Origin of the sequence: Microcoleus sp. F10-B2 (assembly GCF_036704965.1) — a bacterium.
Classification (GTDB): domain Bacteria; phylum Cyanobacteriota; class Cyanobacteriia; order Cyanobacteriales; family Microcoleaceae; genus Microcoleus.
In genome coordinates, this window is record NZ_JAUBTB010000119.1 from 1 (window position 1) to 17,499 (window position 17,499).

Sequence of the window (17,499 nt, forward strand, 5' to 3'; positions counted from 1 at the left end):
ATGCAATCATTTGAGGTTTTGGCAATTCTGAATTTCTTTGAAATGAAATCTGCTTGAATATCTGCGGAATGTGGGTTGAAAGATAATACGGCGGTTATCTAAAGCAAAAAGGTTGGGTTTCCTTTCGTTAACCCAACCTATTAATAATGTAATGAAATCAAAATTCAGAGTTTAGCCTTGATTCACCACAGTCGGTTTTAAACTTTCCTGTGACTTCGATCGATCTAAACCATTTTGAACTTCCACAGATTCCTTAATCGGTTTCCGGGCTTCAATTAAACTCAAAGCTTTGTTGACACTTTCAGGTAAAATCACTACCAAACTGCCGGCCGGCGCCTCATCTAAAGCCTTGTTAACGGCCGTTGTTTCGTCGAGAATCAACTCGTATTCAACTTGAGATTTCTTTGCGGTTCCTGCAGAAATCGCCTCTGCAATTCCCTGGCAAATTAACTTGGCCACAACACCGGGTTCTCGCCCGCGCCTGTCAAGATCTTCTTTGACAATGATACGATCGAACATCTCGGCCGAAAGTTTGCCCAGCGTGACAAAATCTTCATCTCGCCGGTCTCCGGGGGCACCTACTACCCCGATCCGCCGTCCCGGCCAATTCAGCACGAAACTGCCCAAAGCTTTGTAGCTGTGGGGGTTGTGGGCGTAGTCGAGCAAAGCGTGATAGTTGCCCAATTTAAACAAATTCATCCGTCCGGGAGTTTGACCGACGGATGCTTGGAAGCTTGACAAAGCAGCGCGAATATCTTCTATTTTCAATCCTTGGGCAAAAGCCGCCAAACAAGCTGCTAAAGCATTGGCAATCATAAACGGCGCGCGCCCGCCCATCGTCAGCGGCACGTTCACAGCCTGCTCAATTCTCAGCGTCCAATCGCCTTTCAATATCGACAAATACCCATTTTCGTAAATCGCTGCCAGCCCGCCCGCAGCGGTATGTTTGGCAACCAGTTCGTTGTCCGGGTTCATGGAAAAATAGGCAATTTGAGCCTTGACACGCTGCGCCATTTGTGCTACCAGCGGGTCATCGGCATTCAAAACTGCATAGCCTTTGGGCATTACCGACTCGACGAGAACGCTCTTGAGTTTCGCCAGTTGTTCCACGGTGTCGATGTCGCCAATTCCCAAGTGATCGGCCGCGACGTTCAACACGACGCCGACATCGCACTGATCGAAGCCGAGGCCCGATCGCAAAATTCCGCCTCTAGCCGTTTCCAGCACCGCCACTTCCACCGTTGGGTCAGACAAAATCAACTGAGCACTCTGCGGCCCGGTATTGTCTCCGCTTTCTACCAAATAATCGCCGATGTAAGTGCCGTCGGTAGTCGTGTATCCGGTAATCTGACCGGTCTGCTTGACAATGTGGGCAAGCAGGCGAGTGGTTGTCGTTTTGCCGTTGGTTCCCGTTACCGCTAAAATCGGCACCCGGCTGGGTTGAGGCGAAGGGAACAGCATATCGAAGACCGCGCCGGCGACGTTGCGGGGTAAACCCTGACTCGGGGCGACGTGCATTCTGAAACCCGGTGCTGCGTTGACTTCGACGATGACGCCGTTGACATCGCGCAGGGGTTGGGAGATGTCGGGAGTTACTACGTCAATGCCGGCGATGTCCAAACCGATAATTTTGGCGACTCTGGAAAACAGCCAGACGTTTTCTGGGTGGATTTCGTCGGTGCGATCGACTGCAATTCCACCGGTACTCAAGTTTGCTGTCGCGCGCAAAAATACTCTTTCCCCGGCGGGCACTACGGAGTCCATCGCGTATCCTTGTTTTTCCAGCAAATCCAGGGACAATTTGTCGATCGTGATCCGGGTGAGCACGTTGTCGTGTCCGTCTCCTCGCTGCGGGTCGCGGTTTACTTCTTCAATAAGCTGTTCTACTGTAGACCTGCCGTTGCCTACGACGTTAGCGGGGACTCGTTCTGCGACTGCTATGACTTGTCCGTTGACTACCAATACTCTGTGGTCGCGGCCGACGTAATAGCGCTCGACTATCACGCTTTTTGTTTTTGATGCCCCGCTGGCTAAGTCGTAAGCTTCTTCTGCTGCTTCCCAGGAATTGATGTCGATCGTAATGCCGCGGCCGTGGTTGCCGTCTAGGGGTTTGAGGACGATCGGATAACCGCCGACATCTTCGATCGCCCCTTGCAGTTCGTCCAAATAATGAATCACCGTTCCTCTGGGAACCGGCACGCCGGCGCTGCGGAGGATATTTTTGGTACCTTCCTTATCGCAGGCTAGTTCTACCCCCAAAACTCCCGTGCGGTTGCTCAGAGTTGCCTGAATCCGCTTTTGGTGAACCCCGTAGCCGAGTTGAATCATAAACCGGGCGCTCAACGGTATCCAAGGAATCCCGCGAGCTTCTGCTTCCTTGATCAGTGTTTCCGTACTCGGCCCCAGGGCCGCCGACGCCGCAAACTCTCTCAGGTCTCTCAAATCTTGGACTAATTCTGCTGCTGGATAAGTGCCAGTCTCGGCAATGCTCTGGCACATCCGCACGCCCGCCCGGGCGGCATAGCGACCTGCTTGTTCGTTTTGATACTCAATTACTACTTGGTAAATGCCTGGGGTAGCAGTCTCGCGGGTGCGGCCGAAGCCGACGGGCATTCCTGCCATTTCCTGAAGTTCTAGGGCTACGTGTTCGATTACGTGTCCCATCATCGTCCCTTCTCTGACACGTTGCAGGAAGCCTCCCTGATGCCCTGGAGAACAGTGATGCTCGTTCAAACTCGGGAGCGCGGCGATCAACCCTTCGTAGAAGCCAGGAATTTCCGATGTGGTTTTATCCGCCCACTCCTCTAAATCCAAACGCATCACGACGAGTTTGTGGCGTCGGATGCTCCAGTAGTTGGGGCCGCGTAAGGTCTGGATTTTAAGTATTTTCATGGTAGTTAGAGGGGTATGGGGCGGGAAATCTTATAGATAATTGGAGCATTTATTCAATTTCGATCTAGATTGCTCGATCGACTGTTCGCTGCGAACAGTTTGGGAGTGAATTTCCAGTTATGGGCTACCCAATTGAAAATTCATGCCCCAGCGATTCGGTGAAAAACAAGTACAGGTCAATGGCATGACAAAACTCAAAGCCCGAAGGTAGAATTTTCTGTGATTCTGCCTTCTGGCGTCAGCCCGTGGCTGCTTCGGAATCTATTTTTTTGTTGTATCCATTATTCGGTGGCAATGTCGCATAATTTCTGCTTTATCAATAACTCTGAAATTCTGCGTTAGTTGGCTGTGCGGCATTCTGGGGGCCAGCCAGACTCGGAACAGGCTGCCGATGGCATTGGTTTGCCTAGGGGCATATTGTAACAATCTCCGTGACACAGAACGTGCAAGCGCATATTGAACAGACTTAAGGGTTCTGTCGCTCCTACTACCGACTCATTGGTATAAAAATTTTCCCTAGAATCAACAATAGTCACAGTGCCTTTACCGAGAATTTTCATAGTATCGTCTCCCTCAAACAAGGCGCAGGTGTCTTCGTCAATACCAATAGCGATGCGATCGGGATGGCAAGCCACAGCCGACAGCAAGCGAGCCATGCGGTTGCGATTGTGAAAATGCTGGTCTACGATCAGCTCGGGAATAATGTTAAGTCCGTTTGCCATGTCTACTAAAGAGCGGTTCGGCGGGGCCCCGCTCCCGCCGCCTGCAATCATGTGATATCCCATCACCGCAGCACCCGCGCTGGTGCCGGCGAGGGTAATCTTGCCTTCGAGAGCTTCTTTGCGAATTTTCTCCATCAGCGGGGTGTCCGCCAGCAGCCCGCAGAGCCTCAGTTGGTCGCCACCTGTGATGAATACGCCCGTACAATCTTCTAAGTAATCTTTCCAGACAGGGTTTTCGGCTTGTTCGCGTTCGCGGATGTCCACTACTTTGACGGCGCTAACGCCCATTTCTTCAAATATGGTGCGGTAGCGGTTGCTAATTCCTTCGGGATCTCGCGAAGCGCAGGGAACGATCGCCAGCCGAGCGTTTGCACCCCCAGCACGGCAAAAAAAGGTGTTCAAAATCTCTCGCCCGTGAACTTTGTCTTCGGCTCCCCCGATGACCATAATCGAGGTTTTTGTGCGCTGGGGAATGTTGTGTTCAAGGGCTTGAGATGTCAACTGCTGCATGGTTTGTCTTCCTCTGTTGGATGTGAAATTCAATTTTGCCGTGGCTGTGCGTAGAATAGGGCTTTTTAAGAATAAATATTTGTTGGTGCGAGCGAGGTGCGATCGCCGAACGCGCGATCCCGCAGTTGTTTGGCGGCGAGTTTGCTTGCAGTCGCTGTCATGAAAAACTGATGATTGTTGTACAAAACTGGCCCGCCGACAAAGGAAGAGAATTTAACTTGCAAAAATTCTCAGAAATTATAAGAAATTATAAAGAATAAAGCAATTACTGAAAACTGAACTCCCCCTAAGGGTCAAACTAGAGGTGATGTATCAATGAAATTCCAATAATTGTGCGATTTGACGTAGTTACCCTATTTCCAGAATTTTTCCGGGCTCCCCTAGAGTCGGGACTGATGGGCAAAGCCTTAGCTAAAAATATTGCCGAGGTGAATTTTGTCAATCCCCGCAATTTTACCACAGACAAGCACCAGCGAGTCGATGATGAGCCTTACGGTGGCGGAGTGGGGATGCTGATGAAGCCGGAACCGATTTTTGCTGCGGTGGAGTCGCTGCCAGTTTTGCCGAGGCGGGAGGTGATTTTGCTGACTCCCCAGGGGGAACCGATGCAGCAGGCGATGTTTCGGGAGTTGGCGGCGGATCGCGATCAGTTGGTGTTGATTTGCGGTCATTATGAGGGTGTGGACGATCGAGTGCTGCATTTGGTCACTCGCGAGGTATCTTTGGGGGATTTTGTGCTCACGGGGGGCGAAATTCCAGCTTTAGCTTTGATTAATGGGGTTTTGCGATTGCTGCGGGGAACTGTGGCGAAGGAAGATTCCCTAAAGTTTGAGAGTTTTGAGGACGGACTTTTGGATTATCCGCAGTACACTCGACCGGCGGATTTTCGAGGATTGAAGGTGCCCGACGTGTTGCTGTCTGGCAATCACGCAGAAATTGCTCGCTGGCGCAGGGAACAGCAAATTGAAAGAACTCGATCGCGCCGATCGGATTTGTACGAGGTTTGGTTGCAGGAGAAGGCAGAATAGGAGAAAGGGCGATCGCACGGGCGGTCAATCGATTTTCGATTTTCGATTTTCGATTTTCGATTTTCGATTGACTTGCGCGAGATAAATGCGGGGGACGCAAGGATTTTCGATTTTCGATTTGGGATCGATCCCACCGATCGATCGCGTGGCGGGTACCACCTTTGAAATTCCTGGTTAGAAACCGGTTTTTTTGGGGTAATACTTCGTTGCAGTCCACACCCAAGGTAAAAAACCCGGTTTCTTTGGTCTTGATGTGTAAGTCCCGTATATTTAAGATTTTAATAAATTTTGGATTCGCGTTTGTAAGTCTTTGAGTTCAAAAGAGCGATCGAGAAGTCGCCGATAATTTTCTAGCGTTTCCAGCATTAACCTTTCTCTCCTCCCTCCAGTAACTTTAGGATTGCCATAACGGCTGAGGAAGTCAGCAAAAAAAAATCTTTAACACTCGGAGCGGCATTAAAAAATAAATTCAATTATCTCCCTGAAAATATGAAATAATTGTCTTATACTATACTTTCCAAACCTCATTTTTACATGAACATCCGCATCGGCAATGGCTACGACATTCACTGCTTAGTTCCCGAACGCCCCCTCATCCTCGGTGGCGTGCACATTCCCCACGAATTAGGCTTACTCGGCCACAGCGACGCCGACGTACTTACCCACGCTATCATGGATGCCATGCTCGGAGGTCTGAGCTTAGGAGATATCGGTCTTTATTTCCCTCCAACTGACCCGAAATGGAAAGGTGCTGATAGTCTCGTCTTGCTAGCACAAGTCAATCAGTTAATATTAGATAAAGGCTGGGAAATCGGCAATATTGATTCGGTGGTGGTAGCAGAACGTCCAAAGCTGAAACCGCATATTGAGCAAATGCGCGATCGGCTTTCTACTGTCCTACAATTAAAACCTGACCAAATCGGCATCAAAGCTACTACCAACGAAAAGTTAGGGCCCGTGGGGAGAGAAGAAGGAATTGCAGCCTATGCTGTAGTTTTGTTAGTGCTAAAATAGTGGTCAGATTCTAAGGATTTTTAACCCATTTAGGAGTCAAATGTATGCTCGCCGAAAACTTGGAAATCACAACACCGATCGACGTTGACATCATTGCTCTCGATAAGGACGATCGGGTAGTCATGCTAATCGAGGTCAAAATTATTCAAGCTCAAGAAACAGCAGCAAAGCAGAGGATTGCTGATTACATGATATCTTGGATGAAAGCTGCGTTAGCGAAAATGTCCGAGCAACGCACCATCATTCCCTATGCGATGTTTGTTGACACCGAACAAATTCTGATTTTCAAATGGGACGGAGTAAATTTATCTGAACCTGTTTGCTCTCTAAACACTGCTGAGATCCTTCGCCATTATGAGCCTGAATTTGGCAAGAAACGGATATTCAAGCGATACCTAACTAGACTGGTTGAATCATGGCTGCGCGACTTAGCTTATAATTGGAAGTCTGAGATTCCAACCGCATCAGAACAGATAGCAAAAATCGGCTTGCTCCCACTGCTAGCAGGTGGGACGACTAAATCTGGGGTAGAAATTGGTGGCAATTTTATATATCGAGACTAACTTTCTGATGAGCATTGCTACGGGACGCGACCCTGACGCTAACAACTTGTTGGTGAGTGTACCGACATCAGTCAGCATAGCCATACCAAGTATTTGCTGCATGGAATCACTTTCGGCTTTAGAAGACGAAATCAAGCGACGCAACCGTTTTTTAGGTGAAATAGAAAAACAAATTAGTCAGCTAAAGCGAGATAAAACTTCACCCTCTGCCCAGTCTCTTGTCTTCCACTTAGAGCAATCACTCAATGAAAATGAGGCTCTGATAAATGATATTAATGCACGTCTTTTTGCAGATCTTGATTTGTTAGCCACAAAGATAGAAATGATTCCCTTAACAGCAGGCATACTTCAAGCAAGCTTGAATTCAATTTTTATTGAAGAAGACCCGACAGACAATTTGATTCTGCACTGCATCTTGAATCACGCACACTTACATCCTAATGAAGTCAATGTATTTTTGAGTAATAATACAAAAGAATTTGGTCTGCCCAAAGTTCGAGATGCTTTGCGGGAAGTAGGGATAACCAAGTATTTTTAGCGTACTGAAGACTTTCTCGGTTGGTTACAATCTCAGTCATAGTTGCACGCAGGTGGTAAACTAAAAAATTATGAAAATTTCTATGATGCTACATTCAAAACTGCGCTGGCTCGCGATTTTACTGGCGGCAATTGCCACTATAACTCTGTCTGCGTGCACTCCGGCCCGATCGAACTTAGTAAACAGACTCATCGTTCCCACCCCCAGCGGCCCGGCCACCTTTAACTACCCCCTAAATCAGTCTGCATACAGCGTTTTTGGCTATATGTACGAGGGATTGATTAACGAAAATGGCTTGACATCGGAGTTAGAACCCGGTTTAGCTGAGTCCTGGGAAGTTTCTAAAGATGGCAAAAAGATTGTCTTCACCCTGCGAGAGGATTTGAAATGGTCGGACGGCGAACCCCTGACTGCGGATGACATTATATTCAGCTATGAAAAGATTTATTTCAACGAGCAAATTCCTAGCAGTTTGAAAGATACTCTGAGGGTTGGCACGAGTCGCGAATACCCAAAAGTTAAAAAAATTGACAGTCAGCGCGTTGAATTTTCCGTTGCAGAACCTTTTGCTCCATTTATTAGATATGCTGGGGGAATACCGATTTTACCAGCTCATATTTTACAGGAATCTATCGACAATACAGATGCAGACGGCAAGCCTAAATTCCTGGCTACTTGGGGCACGGATACTGACCCTAAAAAAATTGTCGGCAACGGTCAGTACCGAATGCTGAGCTATACTCCAAATCAGCGCGTGGTTTTGGAACGAAATCCGTATTTTTGGCGCAAAGATGCTGAGGGAAATGTCCAGCCTTACATCCAGCAAATTGTTTGGCAAATTATCGAAAATACTGACAATCAACTGCTGAATTTTCGATCGGGCGATTTGGATACTCTGAATGTGGAACCGGAAGTGTTTCCCCTGCTGAAACGGGAGGAAAAACGCGGCAAATATACGGTCTTTAACGGTGGCCCGGATACTGGCAGCGTCTTTATGTGTTTCAATCTGAATAAGGGGCGCAATGCTCAAAATCAGCCGTTTGTAGACCCGGTTAAATCTCGGTGGTTCGCGAGTAAGGAATTTCGGCAGGCGATCGCCTACGGCATCAACCGATCCGCCATGACTAACAATATCTATCGCGGACTTGGCGCGCCCTTGCATTCCCCAATTCCGCCGCAAAGTCCGTTCTACCTTTCCCCAGAACAGGGATTGAAAACTTACAGTTACGATCGGCAAAAAGCCAAAGAGTTGCTGTTAAGTGCAGGTTTCAAATATAATAGTGGGGGTCAATTATTGGATGCTGAGGGCAACAAAGTCCGATTTACTTTGTTGATGGCTGCGGGTAAAAAAGTTCGGGAACAAATGGCAACGCAAATTAAGCAAGACTTGGGCAAACTGGGGATGCAAATTGATACGCAGTTCCTGAGTTTTAACACCTATGTGGAAAAGCTGCGGTTGACGAGGAATTGGGATACTTACCTCGGCGGTTTTACGGGAGGTACCGAACCGCACAGCGGCTACAATATTTGGTCGGTCAATGGGACTTTGCACAGTTTTAACCAGGGGCCGCAAGCCGGAGAACCGCCGATTAAAGGTTGGGAAGTGTACGACTGGGAGCAGAAAATCGATGACCTTTACGTGAAAGCTTCCCAGGAGCTTGATGAGGCGAAGCGCAAGGAAATTTACGCTGAAACGCAGCGGATTATAGCGGAACAAGTGCCTTTTGTTTATATGGTGAATCCGCTGACTTTTGAGGCGGTGCGCGATCGCGTTTCGGGAATTCGCTACAGTGCCCTCGGCGGTGCTTTCTGGAATTTGTACGAGTTGAAAATAACAGAATAGTTATTAGTCAGCACTCAGCACTCAGCATTTATTAGTCTGTAGGGGCGGGTTTTACCAAGGTATGTGCGATCGACCGATGGGATAAATAAACCCGCCCAGAGCAATCTATAGCAGTCAGCAGTCAAATTCATCAGTCATTAATTAATGGAACCTGAAATTTTACAGAAGTTACTCGAATCTGTGGCGGCAGGCGATATTAGCCCGATCGCAGCTTTGGATAAATTAAAGCATTTTGACTTTGAACAAGTCGGCGATTTTGCCAAAATTGACCACCACCGCACTCTCAGAACGGGTTTTCCTGAAGTAATTTGGGGCCCGGGGAAAACTCCCGACCAAATTGTTGAAATTATCGAGGCGATGCGCGGGCGAAATTCTGCGGTGATGGCGACGCGAATCGAACCGGAAGTTTTCGAGCAATTGCAGCAAAAAATACCCGATTTATGCTACTACCAAAAGGCTCGAATTTGTGCAATTTCTGCTAATTTCCCAACTCCGCAGCATCCGGGTACTGTGACTATTATCAGTGCGGGAACGGCGGATTTACCTGTAGCGGAAGAAGCGGCAGTTACTGCGGAACTTTGCGGTTTTCAGGTGCGGCGTTTGTGGGATGTCGGAGTTGCCGGCATTCACCGCTTGCTGAGCAACCGGCACGTCATTGCCGGTGCTGATGTGTTGATTGCAGTGGCGGGTATGGAAGGTGCTTTGGCGAGTGTGGTTGCGGGTTTGGCAGATTGTCCGGTGATTGCTGTGCCGACGAGTGTAGGTTACGGCGCGAGTTTTGGCGGGATTGCTCCTCTTTTAACTATGCTCAATTCTTGTGCCGCTGGTGTGGGCGTGGTGAATATTGATAACGGGTTTGGGGCGGCGATTTTGGCTGGTCAAATTCTCAGAAGTGCTGGCAGAGTGGGAAAAAGAGGAGAGGGGGAGAAGGGGAAAGGGGGGGAAGAGTTAGAAACCCCCTCGCTCAGATCGGACTAAGGCCAACTGTCACAGGACGATCGATTTTTAGGGTGCATCTTGTACCATTCTCAAGAACAGGCAAGATGCCTGTTCCACAAAGAGTGAGTTTTCTTGTGAGGTGGGCAGGAGAGCCTGCCCCTAAAAAACCTAATTGAAAATGGTGCAACATCTCAGGTCCATCAGACTCAGTTATAGAAACTTTATTGAAGATTTCCGGTAGTAGAGCACCTTACTATATGTGCCAGTTGCGTCCAGGACTGCCAGACTCGGAGGTTGAAACCGCGTCTAAACTTGCCTGTCGTCCCAGCAGAGGGCGACTAAAAAATACAGGAGGTATTATTAAAGCCGGGTTTGATACTACTTGCTGCCCAGCCAAATCGGATAAGCAGAAGAATCCTCAGCTTTCAACTTTTGCGCCTGATAACTCTTGCTAGTCCAACTAGCTACTGTTTGCAGGCTTTCTGTCAAACAACTTTCGCTGCCAAACGCTTCAAATCCCAAAGTCCACCACGCGCTGCCGTTAATGTTCAACTGAGTAAGTTCTACGGTGCAACCTTGGGGAATTGGGGCTTCCACAGGGACAGACATCAGGACACCAGGGGTCGAAACTTGATAAAGACGCTGCGCTCGCTTTTTCTTGACTCCCACCCACTTTCCTGTCGCCAAAATATCCGCCGGTATCGGTCCGATGGTGTCGGCACAAACCCATTTGAGCCACTTCTCGGCCTTACCTTCCCAGCGGTTGCCAAACTGCATCGCCCCCAACTCTCCCTGACGCCACTTTACCTCCAAGGTTTTCCCGCGCAGCTTCACTCCCAAGTAGTCGCAGTTAGGTACTAGCAAATATATGTCTTCCCGCTCTTCTGGAGGCGAAAGATACCCGCCGAGACTGTCGCTTCCAAACCATTGACCGATCGATTTTGGCAGCGCACCGCTATAAAACCACCGCATTTCCAGACTGGCCCGCATAAATTTTTCCTCCGTTCCACAATTTTTGTCAAACCCAGACTGGATTTGCCACACACCATCGACTTTTGTGCCTCTCCACTCTATCCTCCCCCCTCCGGGGCCCAGAGTCTACAGTCCACAGTCCGATCGGGGTCTTTCAAAAAAATTTCTCACAATCCTTTACATATCTTCACAAGTCTGTTACATTAATTTACAGTACAGTAAAAATAATTTAGGAAAAAAAACATGACTAACAGAGGCTTAATGCTGGACGACCAAGGCAAAATGAACAATTTTGCGATCGAGCCGACAGTATACATCGATGACGAACCCCGCACCGGCTTCACCCCCTACGCAGAACGCTTAAACGGCCGCCTTGCCATGATTGGTTTTGTTTCTCTGTTGGCTTTAGAAGTTTCTACCAAGCACGGACTGATTAGCTGGCTGACTCACCTGTAATGATTTTGTTAAAAATTAGACTCTACGGCTATGCCTCGCGGGCGGTACACAAACTGCGAGCATAGCTGAACTATTTTTAGGCGCGAGGTTTGGTGAGACAATTAAAATTAAATATTTTAGTGTTACCCTACCCGTAAAAATAATGCTCAAACGAATTGCGGCAATACTTCTGGTTGTTCTAAGCCTTACCTTGACCGGTTGTGTGTCTAAAGTCACCGGACTCAAAAGCTACGTTGATACTGGCGACGGCTATCAATTTCTCTATCCTAACGGCTGGCTGCCGATCGCGGTTTCTAACGGGCCTGATGTGGTGTTCCGCGATTTGATTCAGCAAACCGAGAACGTCAGCGTGGTAATCAGTCCAGTCCCAGAGGGCAAAACTCTGGCAGATTTGGGATCGCCGACGGATGTGGGATACAAGCTCAGCAAAAGTGCGATCGCCCCGAGTGATTCGGGCCGGGAAGCTGAATTAGTTAATGCAGAAGCTCGCGAATCGCGATCGAAAAACTATTACATTTTAGAATACGCCGTTAAGTTGCCAAACCAAGAACGGCACAACTTAGCGAGTGTAGCCGTCAGCCGCGGCAAACTTTTTACGCTTAACGTTTCCACTACCGAAGAACGCTGGCCCAAGGTAAAAGAAGCTTTTGAGAAAGTAGTTAAATCTTTCTCTGTTTATTAGGTTAAAAATGGGGCATGGGGAATGGGGCATTGGGAATTGGGCATCGGGCATCGGGCGTTAGTTATCTCTTCCATGTCAATTATCCAATATTTCGTGTTATGTCGTTTCCGGTGGCGTTGGAATAATATATTTAGATGATATCAGTGCGAGCGTCCCCGCTCGCGATTTGGGTCGCGAGCGGGGACGCTCGCACTACATAATTCCGATGCTACCGGATTTGATATTATTTGTTGTTTCTTGGTTTTTAGTTATTAGTTATTAGTGATAGTAACCAATAACCAATAAACAATAACTAATAATCTATCACCAATGCCCAATGCCCAATGCCCGATCCCCGATGCCCAATGCCCGAGGATTTATAACTTATGAAAATTCCAACTTTTGTATTAGCCTCAGCTTCCCCGGCGCGCCGCAGCCTGCTAGAAAATGCTGGCATTCAAGCTGTAATTTGCCCCAGCGACTTTGACGAAGCGCAAATACAAATGAGGGATGCCACTAAATTAGTGCAGGTTTTAGCAGAGGGAAAAGCTGAGGCTGTAGCTAAGTTTTTACTGGCTAATTCTCACCCGCAAATCCGCAATCCCAAATCTTGTTTGGTGTTGGGATGCGATTCAATTTTGCTCGTAGATGGCGAAATTCACGGCAAACCGAAGGATGCCGAAGAAGCAATCTCGCGCTGGCAGAAAATGCGCGGTAAGGTTGGCGAATTATATACGGGTCATGCTTTAATTGATACTAGATTTGATGACTTTGATGAGGCAAGGTCGCGATCGCTCATTCGCTGTCAAGTTACAAAAGTTCATTTTGCAGAAGTTACCTCGCGCCAAATTGCGGCTTACGTCGCTACTGGGGAACCGCTGCAATGTGCGGGCTGTTTTGCACTCGAAGGTAAAGGCGGCTTTTTTGTGGAAAAAATCGAAGGATGTCACACGAATGTGATCGGTTTGAGTTTACCTCTGCTGCGGCAAATGCTCAGCGAAATGGGATATGATGTGGCGGATTTTTGGTCTTGAAATGCAGAACTTGGAAACGAATAAAATTTTTTGTAGTAAGGACTAAAGTCCTGATAGAGGACTTTAGTTCTTACTATAAACCTCAGAGGATTATCCAAGGGCGATCGAGCTTTCAGACACAGAGGTAAACTGAAGTAGATCCGGCGAAACATCTTTCACCAAACCCAAGATATTGCCGGTGCTAGCTTCCCGAATCACCGTCGCCTTAGTATTTAAAATTCTAAAATCAGCCGTTCGAGGAATTCCCGGAGGAAAAGGCCCGCTGCTGTCATAATCTCTGGCATCACCAATTGTTAAAAACCTTTCGCTCAAAACAATATCATCTCGCGTCAATCCACCCGCCAATCCAATTACATCACCTTGAGCGGGATTGTAATCGAGAATAAAATCTGCAGGCACTTCATCTACATCAAAATTGCCGCTAGGAGGCGGCTGAAGCGAACCAATTTCCCCCGAAGTGGCTCCCACTTCTGTGCGGAGGACAAACAAATCAGCGCCTTCTTTTCCCCAAAGTCTATCAATTCCAGCATCACCGATTAGAGTATCGTTTCCACTTTCTCCTACTAAAGCATCATTCCCTTTACCGCCGCGAATAAAATCATTGCCCGTGCCTCCGTAAGCGTAGTCATTGCCTTGATCTCCGCTGACGAAATCGTTGCCGCATTCTCCGTAAAGTATGTCAAAATCTTGACCGCCGCGAATAGTATCGCTGCCGCAACCTCCGATTAAAGTATCTGTGCCGCTGTTGCCGTTTATCAGTTCCGCAGCACCTGAACCTCTGACAAAATCGTTGCCTGCTAAGGCCCGCAAACCTCCGGGAATGTTGCGGAGGATTCCATTTGCGAGTTGAACTATATCGTCGTTCGCAGTGAGGTCAAAAAAGTTGGGATCGCTACCAGGATTTAATGGCCCCGTTAGCAATCTAATGTTGGGGGGATCGGCAATAATTAGGTCGGAGTTTTCAGCTAACGCTCTAATTTCTCCGAGAGTTGTTTCTGACATCGTAGCTTTCTCCTGTTTTGATTGACTTTGTTGACATTCTGATTTTAACAAAGGTTTCAATTAGAAAATCTGCGTGAAGTTGCGGTGAATAAAAATTAAATTACTGTCAAAATTGCCCCCGGTAGTTATGCAACAAGCCTCGCTTATTGACACCAGACGGCCCAAATCCGCAAATATTTTGAACTGTGTACCAATAATTCTGGGGATCGCGTACTCTATTACCCGTCAGCAGTCAGTGTGGAAAAACCCACAAACTGCAAAATGTCATCACACCTTGAGTAAGGCCAGGAATCGTTAATATGCAAGACACTGCGATCGAATTTATTAAAGCCAGAGAAATCCTCGACTCCCGCGGCCGTCCCACCATTGAAGCTGAAGTTTACCTAGCAAACGGTGTTGTCGGACTCGCCCAAGTCCCCAGCGGCGCGTCTACAGGCTCTTTTGAAGCCCACGAACTCCGCGACGGCGACAACCGCCGTTACGGTGGCAAAGGAGTCCTGAAAGCCGTCGATAACGTCGAACATAAAATTGCCCCCGCTTTAGCAAATCTAGATGCGATCGACCAAGCATTGGTAGACAAAACCATGATTGACTTGGACGGTTCCCCCAACAAATCCAACCTCGGTGCAAATGCGATTCTCGGGGTCTCTTTAGCCACAGCAAAGGCTGCTGCCGAGACTTTAGGACTCCCCCTTTACCGCTACTTGGGCGGCCCCTTGGCGAACGTTCTGCCCGTGCCTCTGATGAATGTCATCAACGGGGGCTCTCACGCTAACAATAATGTGGACATTCAAGAATTTATGATTGTCCCTGTGGGTGCGCCATCTTTTAAAGAAGCTTTACGCTGGGGTGCAGAGGTATTTGAATCCCTAAGTAAAGTCTTAAAAGCTGAGGGTTTGCTGACTGGTGTGGGTGATGAAGGGGGCTTTGCACCTAATCTTAAATCCAATCAAGCAGCTTTGGATTTGTTGATTGCAGCTATTGAAAAAGCCGGCTACAAACCGGGCGAACAAGTGGCTTTAGCTTTGGATGTTGCTGCTAGCGAATTTTACAAAGATGGGCAGTACACTTACGACGGTGTGGCTCATTCGCCAGCAGAGTTAATCGATTATTTGGATGCTTTAGTGGGGCAATATCCGATCGTTTCCATTGAAGACGGTTTGCACGAAGACGATTGGGACAGTTGGGTAGCGCTGACGCAGAAAATGGGCAGTAGAGTTCAGTTGGTGGGTGACGATTTGTTTGTTACCAACCGCACGCGACTGCAAAAAGGAATTGATTTGAAAGCTAGCAATTCGATTTTGATTAAGCTGAATCAAATTGGTTCTTTGACGGAGACTTTGGAGACGATCGACCTCGGCAAACGGAACAGCTATCGATCGGTCATCAGCCACCGTTCCGGCGAAACTGAAGATACCACAATTGCCGATTTGGCGGTAGCGACTCGCGCCGGTCAAATCAAGACTGGTTCGCTATGCCGCAGCGAACGAGTTGCCAAATACAACCGCTTGCTGCGGATTGAGGACGAATTGGGCGATCGGGCAATTTATGCAGGATCGATCGGTTTCGGGCCAAAATAACACTCGGTAATCGGGCCTAAAAGCATCAGGCATCGGGAATTGGGCATCGGGAATTGGGCATCGGAAATCGGCAATTTACATTGTGTAGGGGCGGGTTTTACCAGAAATAATTGTCTAAAACCAACAATCTCGTAAACCCGCCCCCACCAATTACCAATTACCAATTACCAATTACCTGTTTGCCCCATGCCCCATGCCCCATGCCCCATGCCCCATGCCCAATAATTAAGGATAGAAAGCCAATTGAGGCAAACCCAAAGTTTCTTCCCAGTCCATCATCAAATTCATACACTGGATGCCTTGACCGGCTTGACCCTTAATTAAATTGTCGATCGCCGACATCACAATTACTCTGTCAGTCCGCGGATCGACTTCGATGCCGATATAACAAAGATTCGTGCCACAAGCCCATTTTGTTTGCGGATAAACCCCAGCCGGCAACACTTTTACCCAAGGACAATTGCGGTAAAAAGCGTTAAAAATAGTGATCAAATCTTCCCGAACCAAACCCGGATCGCGCAGAGTTGAGTAAACAGTTGCCAGAATTCCTCGCACCATCGGAATTAGGTGGGGAGTAAATTGAACTTTGATATCTTGTCCGGCTAAGTCGCTGCAAATTTGTTCAATTTCTGGCGTGTGGCGGTGGCGGCCAACGCCGTAAGCGCCCAGAGAACCCTCTGCTTCAGCCAACAAGAGATTAACTTCGGCTTTGCGGCCCCCTCCAGAAGCACCGGATTTGGCGTCGATAATTGCTGTTTCTGGCACGATCAGACCTTGTTTGAGCAAAGGTGCCAGCGCTAATAAACTAGCAGTGACGTAGCAGCCGGCACAGCCTACTAACTGAGCGTTTTTAATGCGATCGCGGTACAATTCTGGCAAACCGTAAACAGCCGTTGCAGCAACTTCAGAGTCTAATCGTTCGCCGCCGTACCAAGCTTTGTAAGTTTCCAGATTTTCAAATCTGTAGTCAGCCGACAAATCCAAGACTTTGCAGCCTTTTGCGATCAGCGTCGGTGCCATTTTGCAAGCTAAACCGTTCGGCAGCGACAGAAACACAACTTCACATTTTGCCGCTATTTTATCTAAGTCGATCGCCTCGACAGTCAAGTCAATGCAGTTAGTCAGATGCGGATAAAGGCTGGAAAAAGGTTTTCCCGCACTGCTATCCCCGCCCAAATAGACTACTTCGGCCACTGGGTGATCCGCCAGCAGTCGTACAAGTTGCACGCCGCCGTACCCTGAAGCGCCGATAATTCCTACAGGCACACGTCCAACATCTCCCATTTTCCTTTATCCCCTCAGCCGTTGAAGTCAAAAACGCTTGAACTTTTGCTGCATTGTAGTACCAAACGCCAACTTTGGTGGCAAAGAATTGTGTAGTTTTATTTGAGAGGTGCATTTTTGTGAATTTTCCGGTGTTTGACACCGCCCAAAAACCGATACAAAGCCCCGACTCCTTTCCTGGAGAGCCCAAAATTTTAGACCAAAGTTCCAGCTTCCAGATTCAAAGCTGCAAGTAAATCTCAAATCTCAAATCTCAAATCTCAAATCTCAAATCGACTGACCCATCGCCAAAACCCTAAAATTAACAAACGGATGTGCGATCGTGCTATAGCAATCCTATATGAATTGTGAAAAGGCATCAAATCTTTTTAAGTTAGGAAAATAGAAAAGATTATATTTAGCAAACAATTGAAATAAAAGATTAATAATATTAAAATTTTTGCCGAAACGATAAAACCTCC

16 protein-coding genes are annotated in these 17,499 nt (G+C 47.8%); 10 read left to right on the forward strand and 6 right to left on the reverse strand.

The genetic code is table 11. From position 1 onward, the window contains the following. Positions 1 to 171 precede the first annotated feature (171 nt). The 3 genes from cphA to QUA99_RS29115 form a co-directional block, all read right to left on the reverse strand. Positions 172 to 2,892, reverse strand: coding sequence for a cyanophycin synthetase (cphA, locus tag QUA99_RS29105; RefSeq protein WP_333243774.1), 2,721 nt, complete (start codon positions 2,890 to 2,892; stop codon positions 172 to 174). 338 nt (positions 2,893 to 3,230) lie between these two features. Further along, positions 3,231 to 4,124 carry a cyanophycinase gene (locus tag QUA99_RS29110; protein WP_333243771.1) on the reverse strand — a complete coding sequence of 298 codons (894 nt, stop codon included), beginning with the start codon at positions 4,122 to 4,124 and terminating at the stop codon, positions 3,231 to 3,233. A gap of 65 nt (positions 4,125 to 4,189) precedes the next feature. Beyond that, a complete protein-coding gene (locus QUA99_RS29115; protein ID WP_333243768.1) occupies positions 4,190 to 4,348 on the reverse strand; it encodes a hypothetical protein in 159 nt (52 codons plus the stop codon). 108 nt (positions 4,349 to 4,456) lie between these two features. On the opposite strand from QUA99_RS29115, the gene trmD reads away from it, so the two are divergent. The 6 genes from trmD to larB all read left to right on the forward strand — a co-directional run bounded on the left by trmD (position 4,457) and on the right by larB (position 10,088). Then, entirely contained in the window at positions 4,457 to 5,152 is a 696-nt protein-coding gene (trmD, locus tag QUA99_RS29120) for a tRNA (guanosine(37)-N1)-methyltransferase TrmD (protein ID WP_333243766.1), read from the forward strand. 534 nt (positions 5,153 to 5,686) lie between these two features. Further along, a complete protein-coding gene (gene ispF / locus QUA99_RS29125; RefSeq protein WP_333243779.1) occupies positions 5,687 to 6,166 on the forward strand; it encodes a 2-C-methyl-D-erythritol 2,4-cyclodiphosphate synthase in 480 nt (159 codons plus the stop codon). Between the two features lie 44 nt (positions 6,167 to 6,210). Further along, on the forward strand, positions 6,211 to 6,729 hold the full coding sequence (locus tag QUA99_RS29130; RefSeq protein WP_333243763.1) for a hypothetical protein: 519 nt from the start codon (positions 6,211 to 6,213) through the stop codon (positions 6,727 to 6,729). Beyond that, entirely contained in the window at positions 6,704 to 7,267 is a 564-nt protein-coding gene (locus tag QUA99_RS29135) for a PIN domain-containing protein (protein WP_333243760.1), read from the forward strand. The genes QUA99_RS29130 and QUA99_RS29135 overlap by 26 nt, the downstream gene beginning before the upstream one ends. Before the next feature lie 82 nt (positions 7,268 to 7,349). After that, positions 7,350 to 9,110, forward strand: coding sequence for an ABC transporter substrate-binding protein (locus tag QUA99_RS29140; RefSeq protein ID WP_333243758.1), 1,761 nt, complete (start codon positions 7,350 to 7,352; stop codon positions 9,108 to 9,110). Between the two features lie 144 nt (positions 9,111 to 9,254). Then, on the forward strand, positions 9,255 to 10,088 hold the full coding sequence (gene larB, locus QUA99_RS29145) for a nickel pincer cofactor biosynthesis protein LarB (protein WP_333243755.1): 834 nt from the start codon (positions 9,255 to 9,257) through the stop codon (positions 10,086 to 10,088). A 339-nt stretch (positions 10,089 to 10,427) separates the two neighbouring features. Here larB and QUA99_RS29150 read toward each other — a convergent pair whose 3' ends face one another. After that, positions 10,428 to 11,039, reverse strand: a complete 612-nt coding sequence (locus QUA99_RS29150) for a hypothetical protein (protein ID WP_333243752.1) — start codon at positions 11,037 to 11,039, stop codon at positions 10,428 to 10,430. 225 nt (positions 11,040 to 11,264) lie between these two features. Here QUA99_RS29150 and QUA99_RS29155 point away from each other — a divergent pair, with 225 nt between their 5' ends. The 3 genes from QUA99_RS29155 to QUA99_RS29165 all read left to right on the forward strand — a co-directional run bounded on the left by QUA99_RS29155 (position 11,265) and on the right by QUA99_RS29165 (position 13,172). Next, complete coding sequence (locus QUA99_RS29155; RefSeq protein WP_193973911.1) at positions 11,265 to 11,477, forward strand: chlorophyll a/b-binding protein; 213 nt, start codon at positions 11,265 to 11,267, stop codon at positions 11,475 to 11,477. Between the two features lie 142 nt (positions 11,478 to 11,619). After that, a complete protein-coding gene (psbP, locus tag QUA99_RS29160; protein ID WP_333243749.1) occupies positions 11,620 to 12,159 on the forward strand; it encodes a photosystem II reaction center PsbP in 540 nt (179 codons plus the stop codon). 365 nt (positions 12,160 to 12,524) lie between these two features. Then, positions 12,525 to 13,172 carry a nucleoside triphosphate pyrophosphatase gene (locus QUA99_RS29165; RefSeq protein WP_333243747.1) on the forward strand — a complete coding sequence of 216 codons (648 nt, stop codon included), beginning with the start codon at positions 12,525 to 12,527 and terminating at the stop codon, positions 13,170 to 13,172. A 90-nt stretch (positions 13,173 to 13,262) separates the two neighbouring features. On the opposite strand, the gene QUA99_RS29170 is transcribed toward QUA99_RS29165, so the two are convergent. Next, entirely contained in the window at positions 13,263 to 14,174 is a 912-nt protein-coding gene (locus QUA99_RS29170) for a calcium-binding protein (RefSeq protein ID WP_333243744.1), read from the reverse strand. A gap of 299 nt (positions 14,175 to 14,473) precedes the next feature. On the opposite strand from QUA99_RS29170, the gene eno reads away from it, so the two are divergent. Beyond that, positions 14,474 to 15,754, forward strand: a complete 1,281-nt coding sequence (gene eno, locus QUA99_RS29175) for a phosphopyruvate hydratase (RefSeq protein WP_445251055.1) — start codon at positions 14,474 to 14,476, stop codon at positions 15,752 to 15,754. A 225-nt stretch (positions 15,755 to 15,979) separates the two neighbouring features. Here eno and argC read toward each other — a convergent pair whose 3' ends face one another. Further along, the gene (gene argC, locus QUA99_RS29180; protein WP_333243741.1) at positions 15,980 to 17,038 is read right to left on the reverse strand and encodes an N-acetyl-gamma-glutamyl-phosphate reductase; all 1,059 of its coding nucleotides are present in this window, start codon (positions 17,036 to 17,038) and stop codon (positions 15,980 to 15,982) included. Positions 17,039 to 17,499 lie beyond the last annotated feature (461 nt).

Bases quoted from the DNA above. Each gene is read 5' to 3' on its own strand.
- cphA (WP_333243774.1), bottom strand. From the start codon at position 2,892: ATGAAAATACTTAAAATCCAGACCTTACGCGGCCCCAACTACTGGAGC.
- QUA99_RS29110 (WP_333243771.1), bottom strand. From the start codon at position 4,124: ATGCAGCAGTTGACATCTCAAGCCCTTGAACACAACATTCCCCAGCGC.
- ispF (WP_333243779.1), top strand. From the start codon at position 5,687: ATGAACATCCGCATCGGCAATGGCTACGACATTCACTGCTTAGTTCCC.
- QUA99_RS29130 (WP_333243763.1), top strand. From the start codon at position 6,211: ATGCTCGCCGAAAACTTGGAAATCACAACACCGATCGACGTTGACATC.
- QUA99_RS29140 (WP_333243758.1), top strand. From the start codon at position 7,350: ATGATGCTACATTCAAAACTGCGCTGGCTCGCGATTTTACTGGCGGCA.
- larB (WP_333243755.1), top strand. From the start codon at position 9,255: ATGGAACCTGAAATTTTACAGAAGTTACTCGAATCTGTGGCGGCAGGC.
- QUA99_RS29150 (WP_333243752.1), bottom strand. From the start codon at position 11,039: ATGCGGGCCAGTCTGGAAATGCGGTGGTTTTATAGCGGTGCGCTGCCA.
- QUA99_RS29155 (WP_193973911.1), top strand. From the start codon at position 11,265: ATGACTAACAGAGGCTTAATGCTGGACGACCAAGGCAAAATGAACAAT.
- psbP (WP_333243749.1), top strand. From the start codon at position 11,620: ATGCTCAAACGAATTGCGGCAATACTTCTGGTTGTTCTAAGCCTTACC.
- QUA99_RS29165 (WP_333243747.1), top strand. From the start codon at position 12,525: ATGAAAATTCCAACTTTTGTATTAGCCTCAGCTTCCCCGGCGCGCCGC.
- QUA99_RS29170 (WP_333243744.1), bottom strand. From the start codon at position 14,174: ATGTCAGAAACAACTCTCGGAGAAATTAGAGCGTTAGCTGAAAACTCC.
- eno (WP_445251055.1), top strand. From the start codon at position 14,474: ATGCAAGACACTGCGATCGAATTTATTAAAGCCAGAGAAATCCTCGAC.
- argC (WP_333243741.1), bottom strand. From the start codon at position 17,038: ATGGGAGATGTTGGACGTGTGCCTGTAGGAATTATCGGCGCTTCAGGG.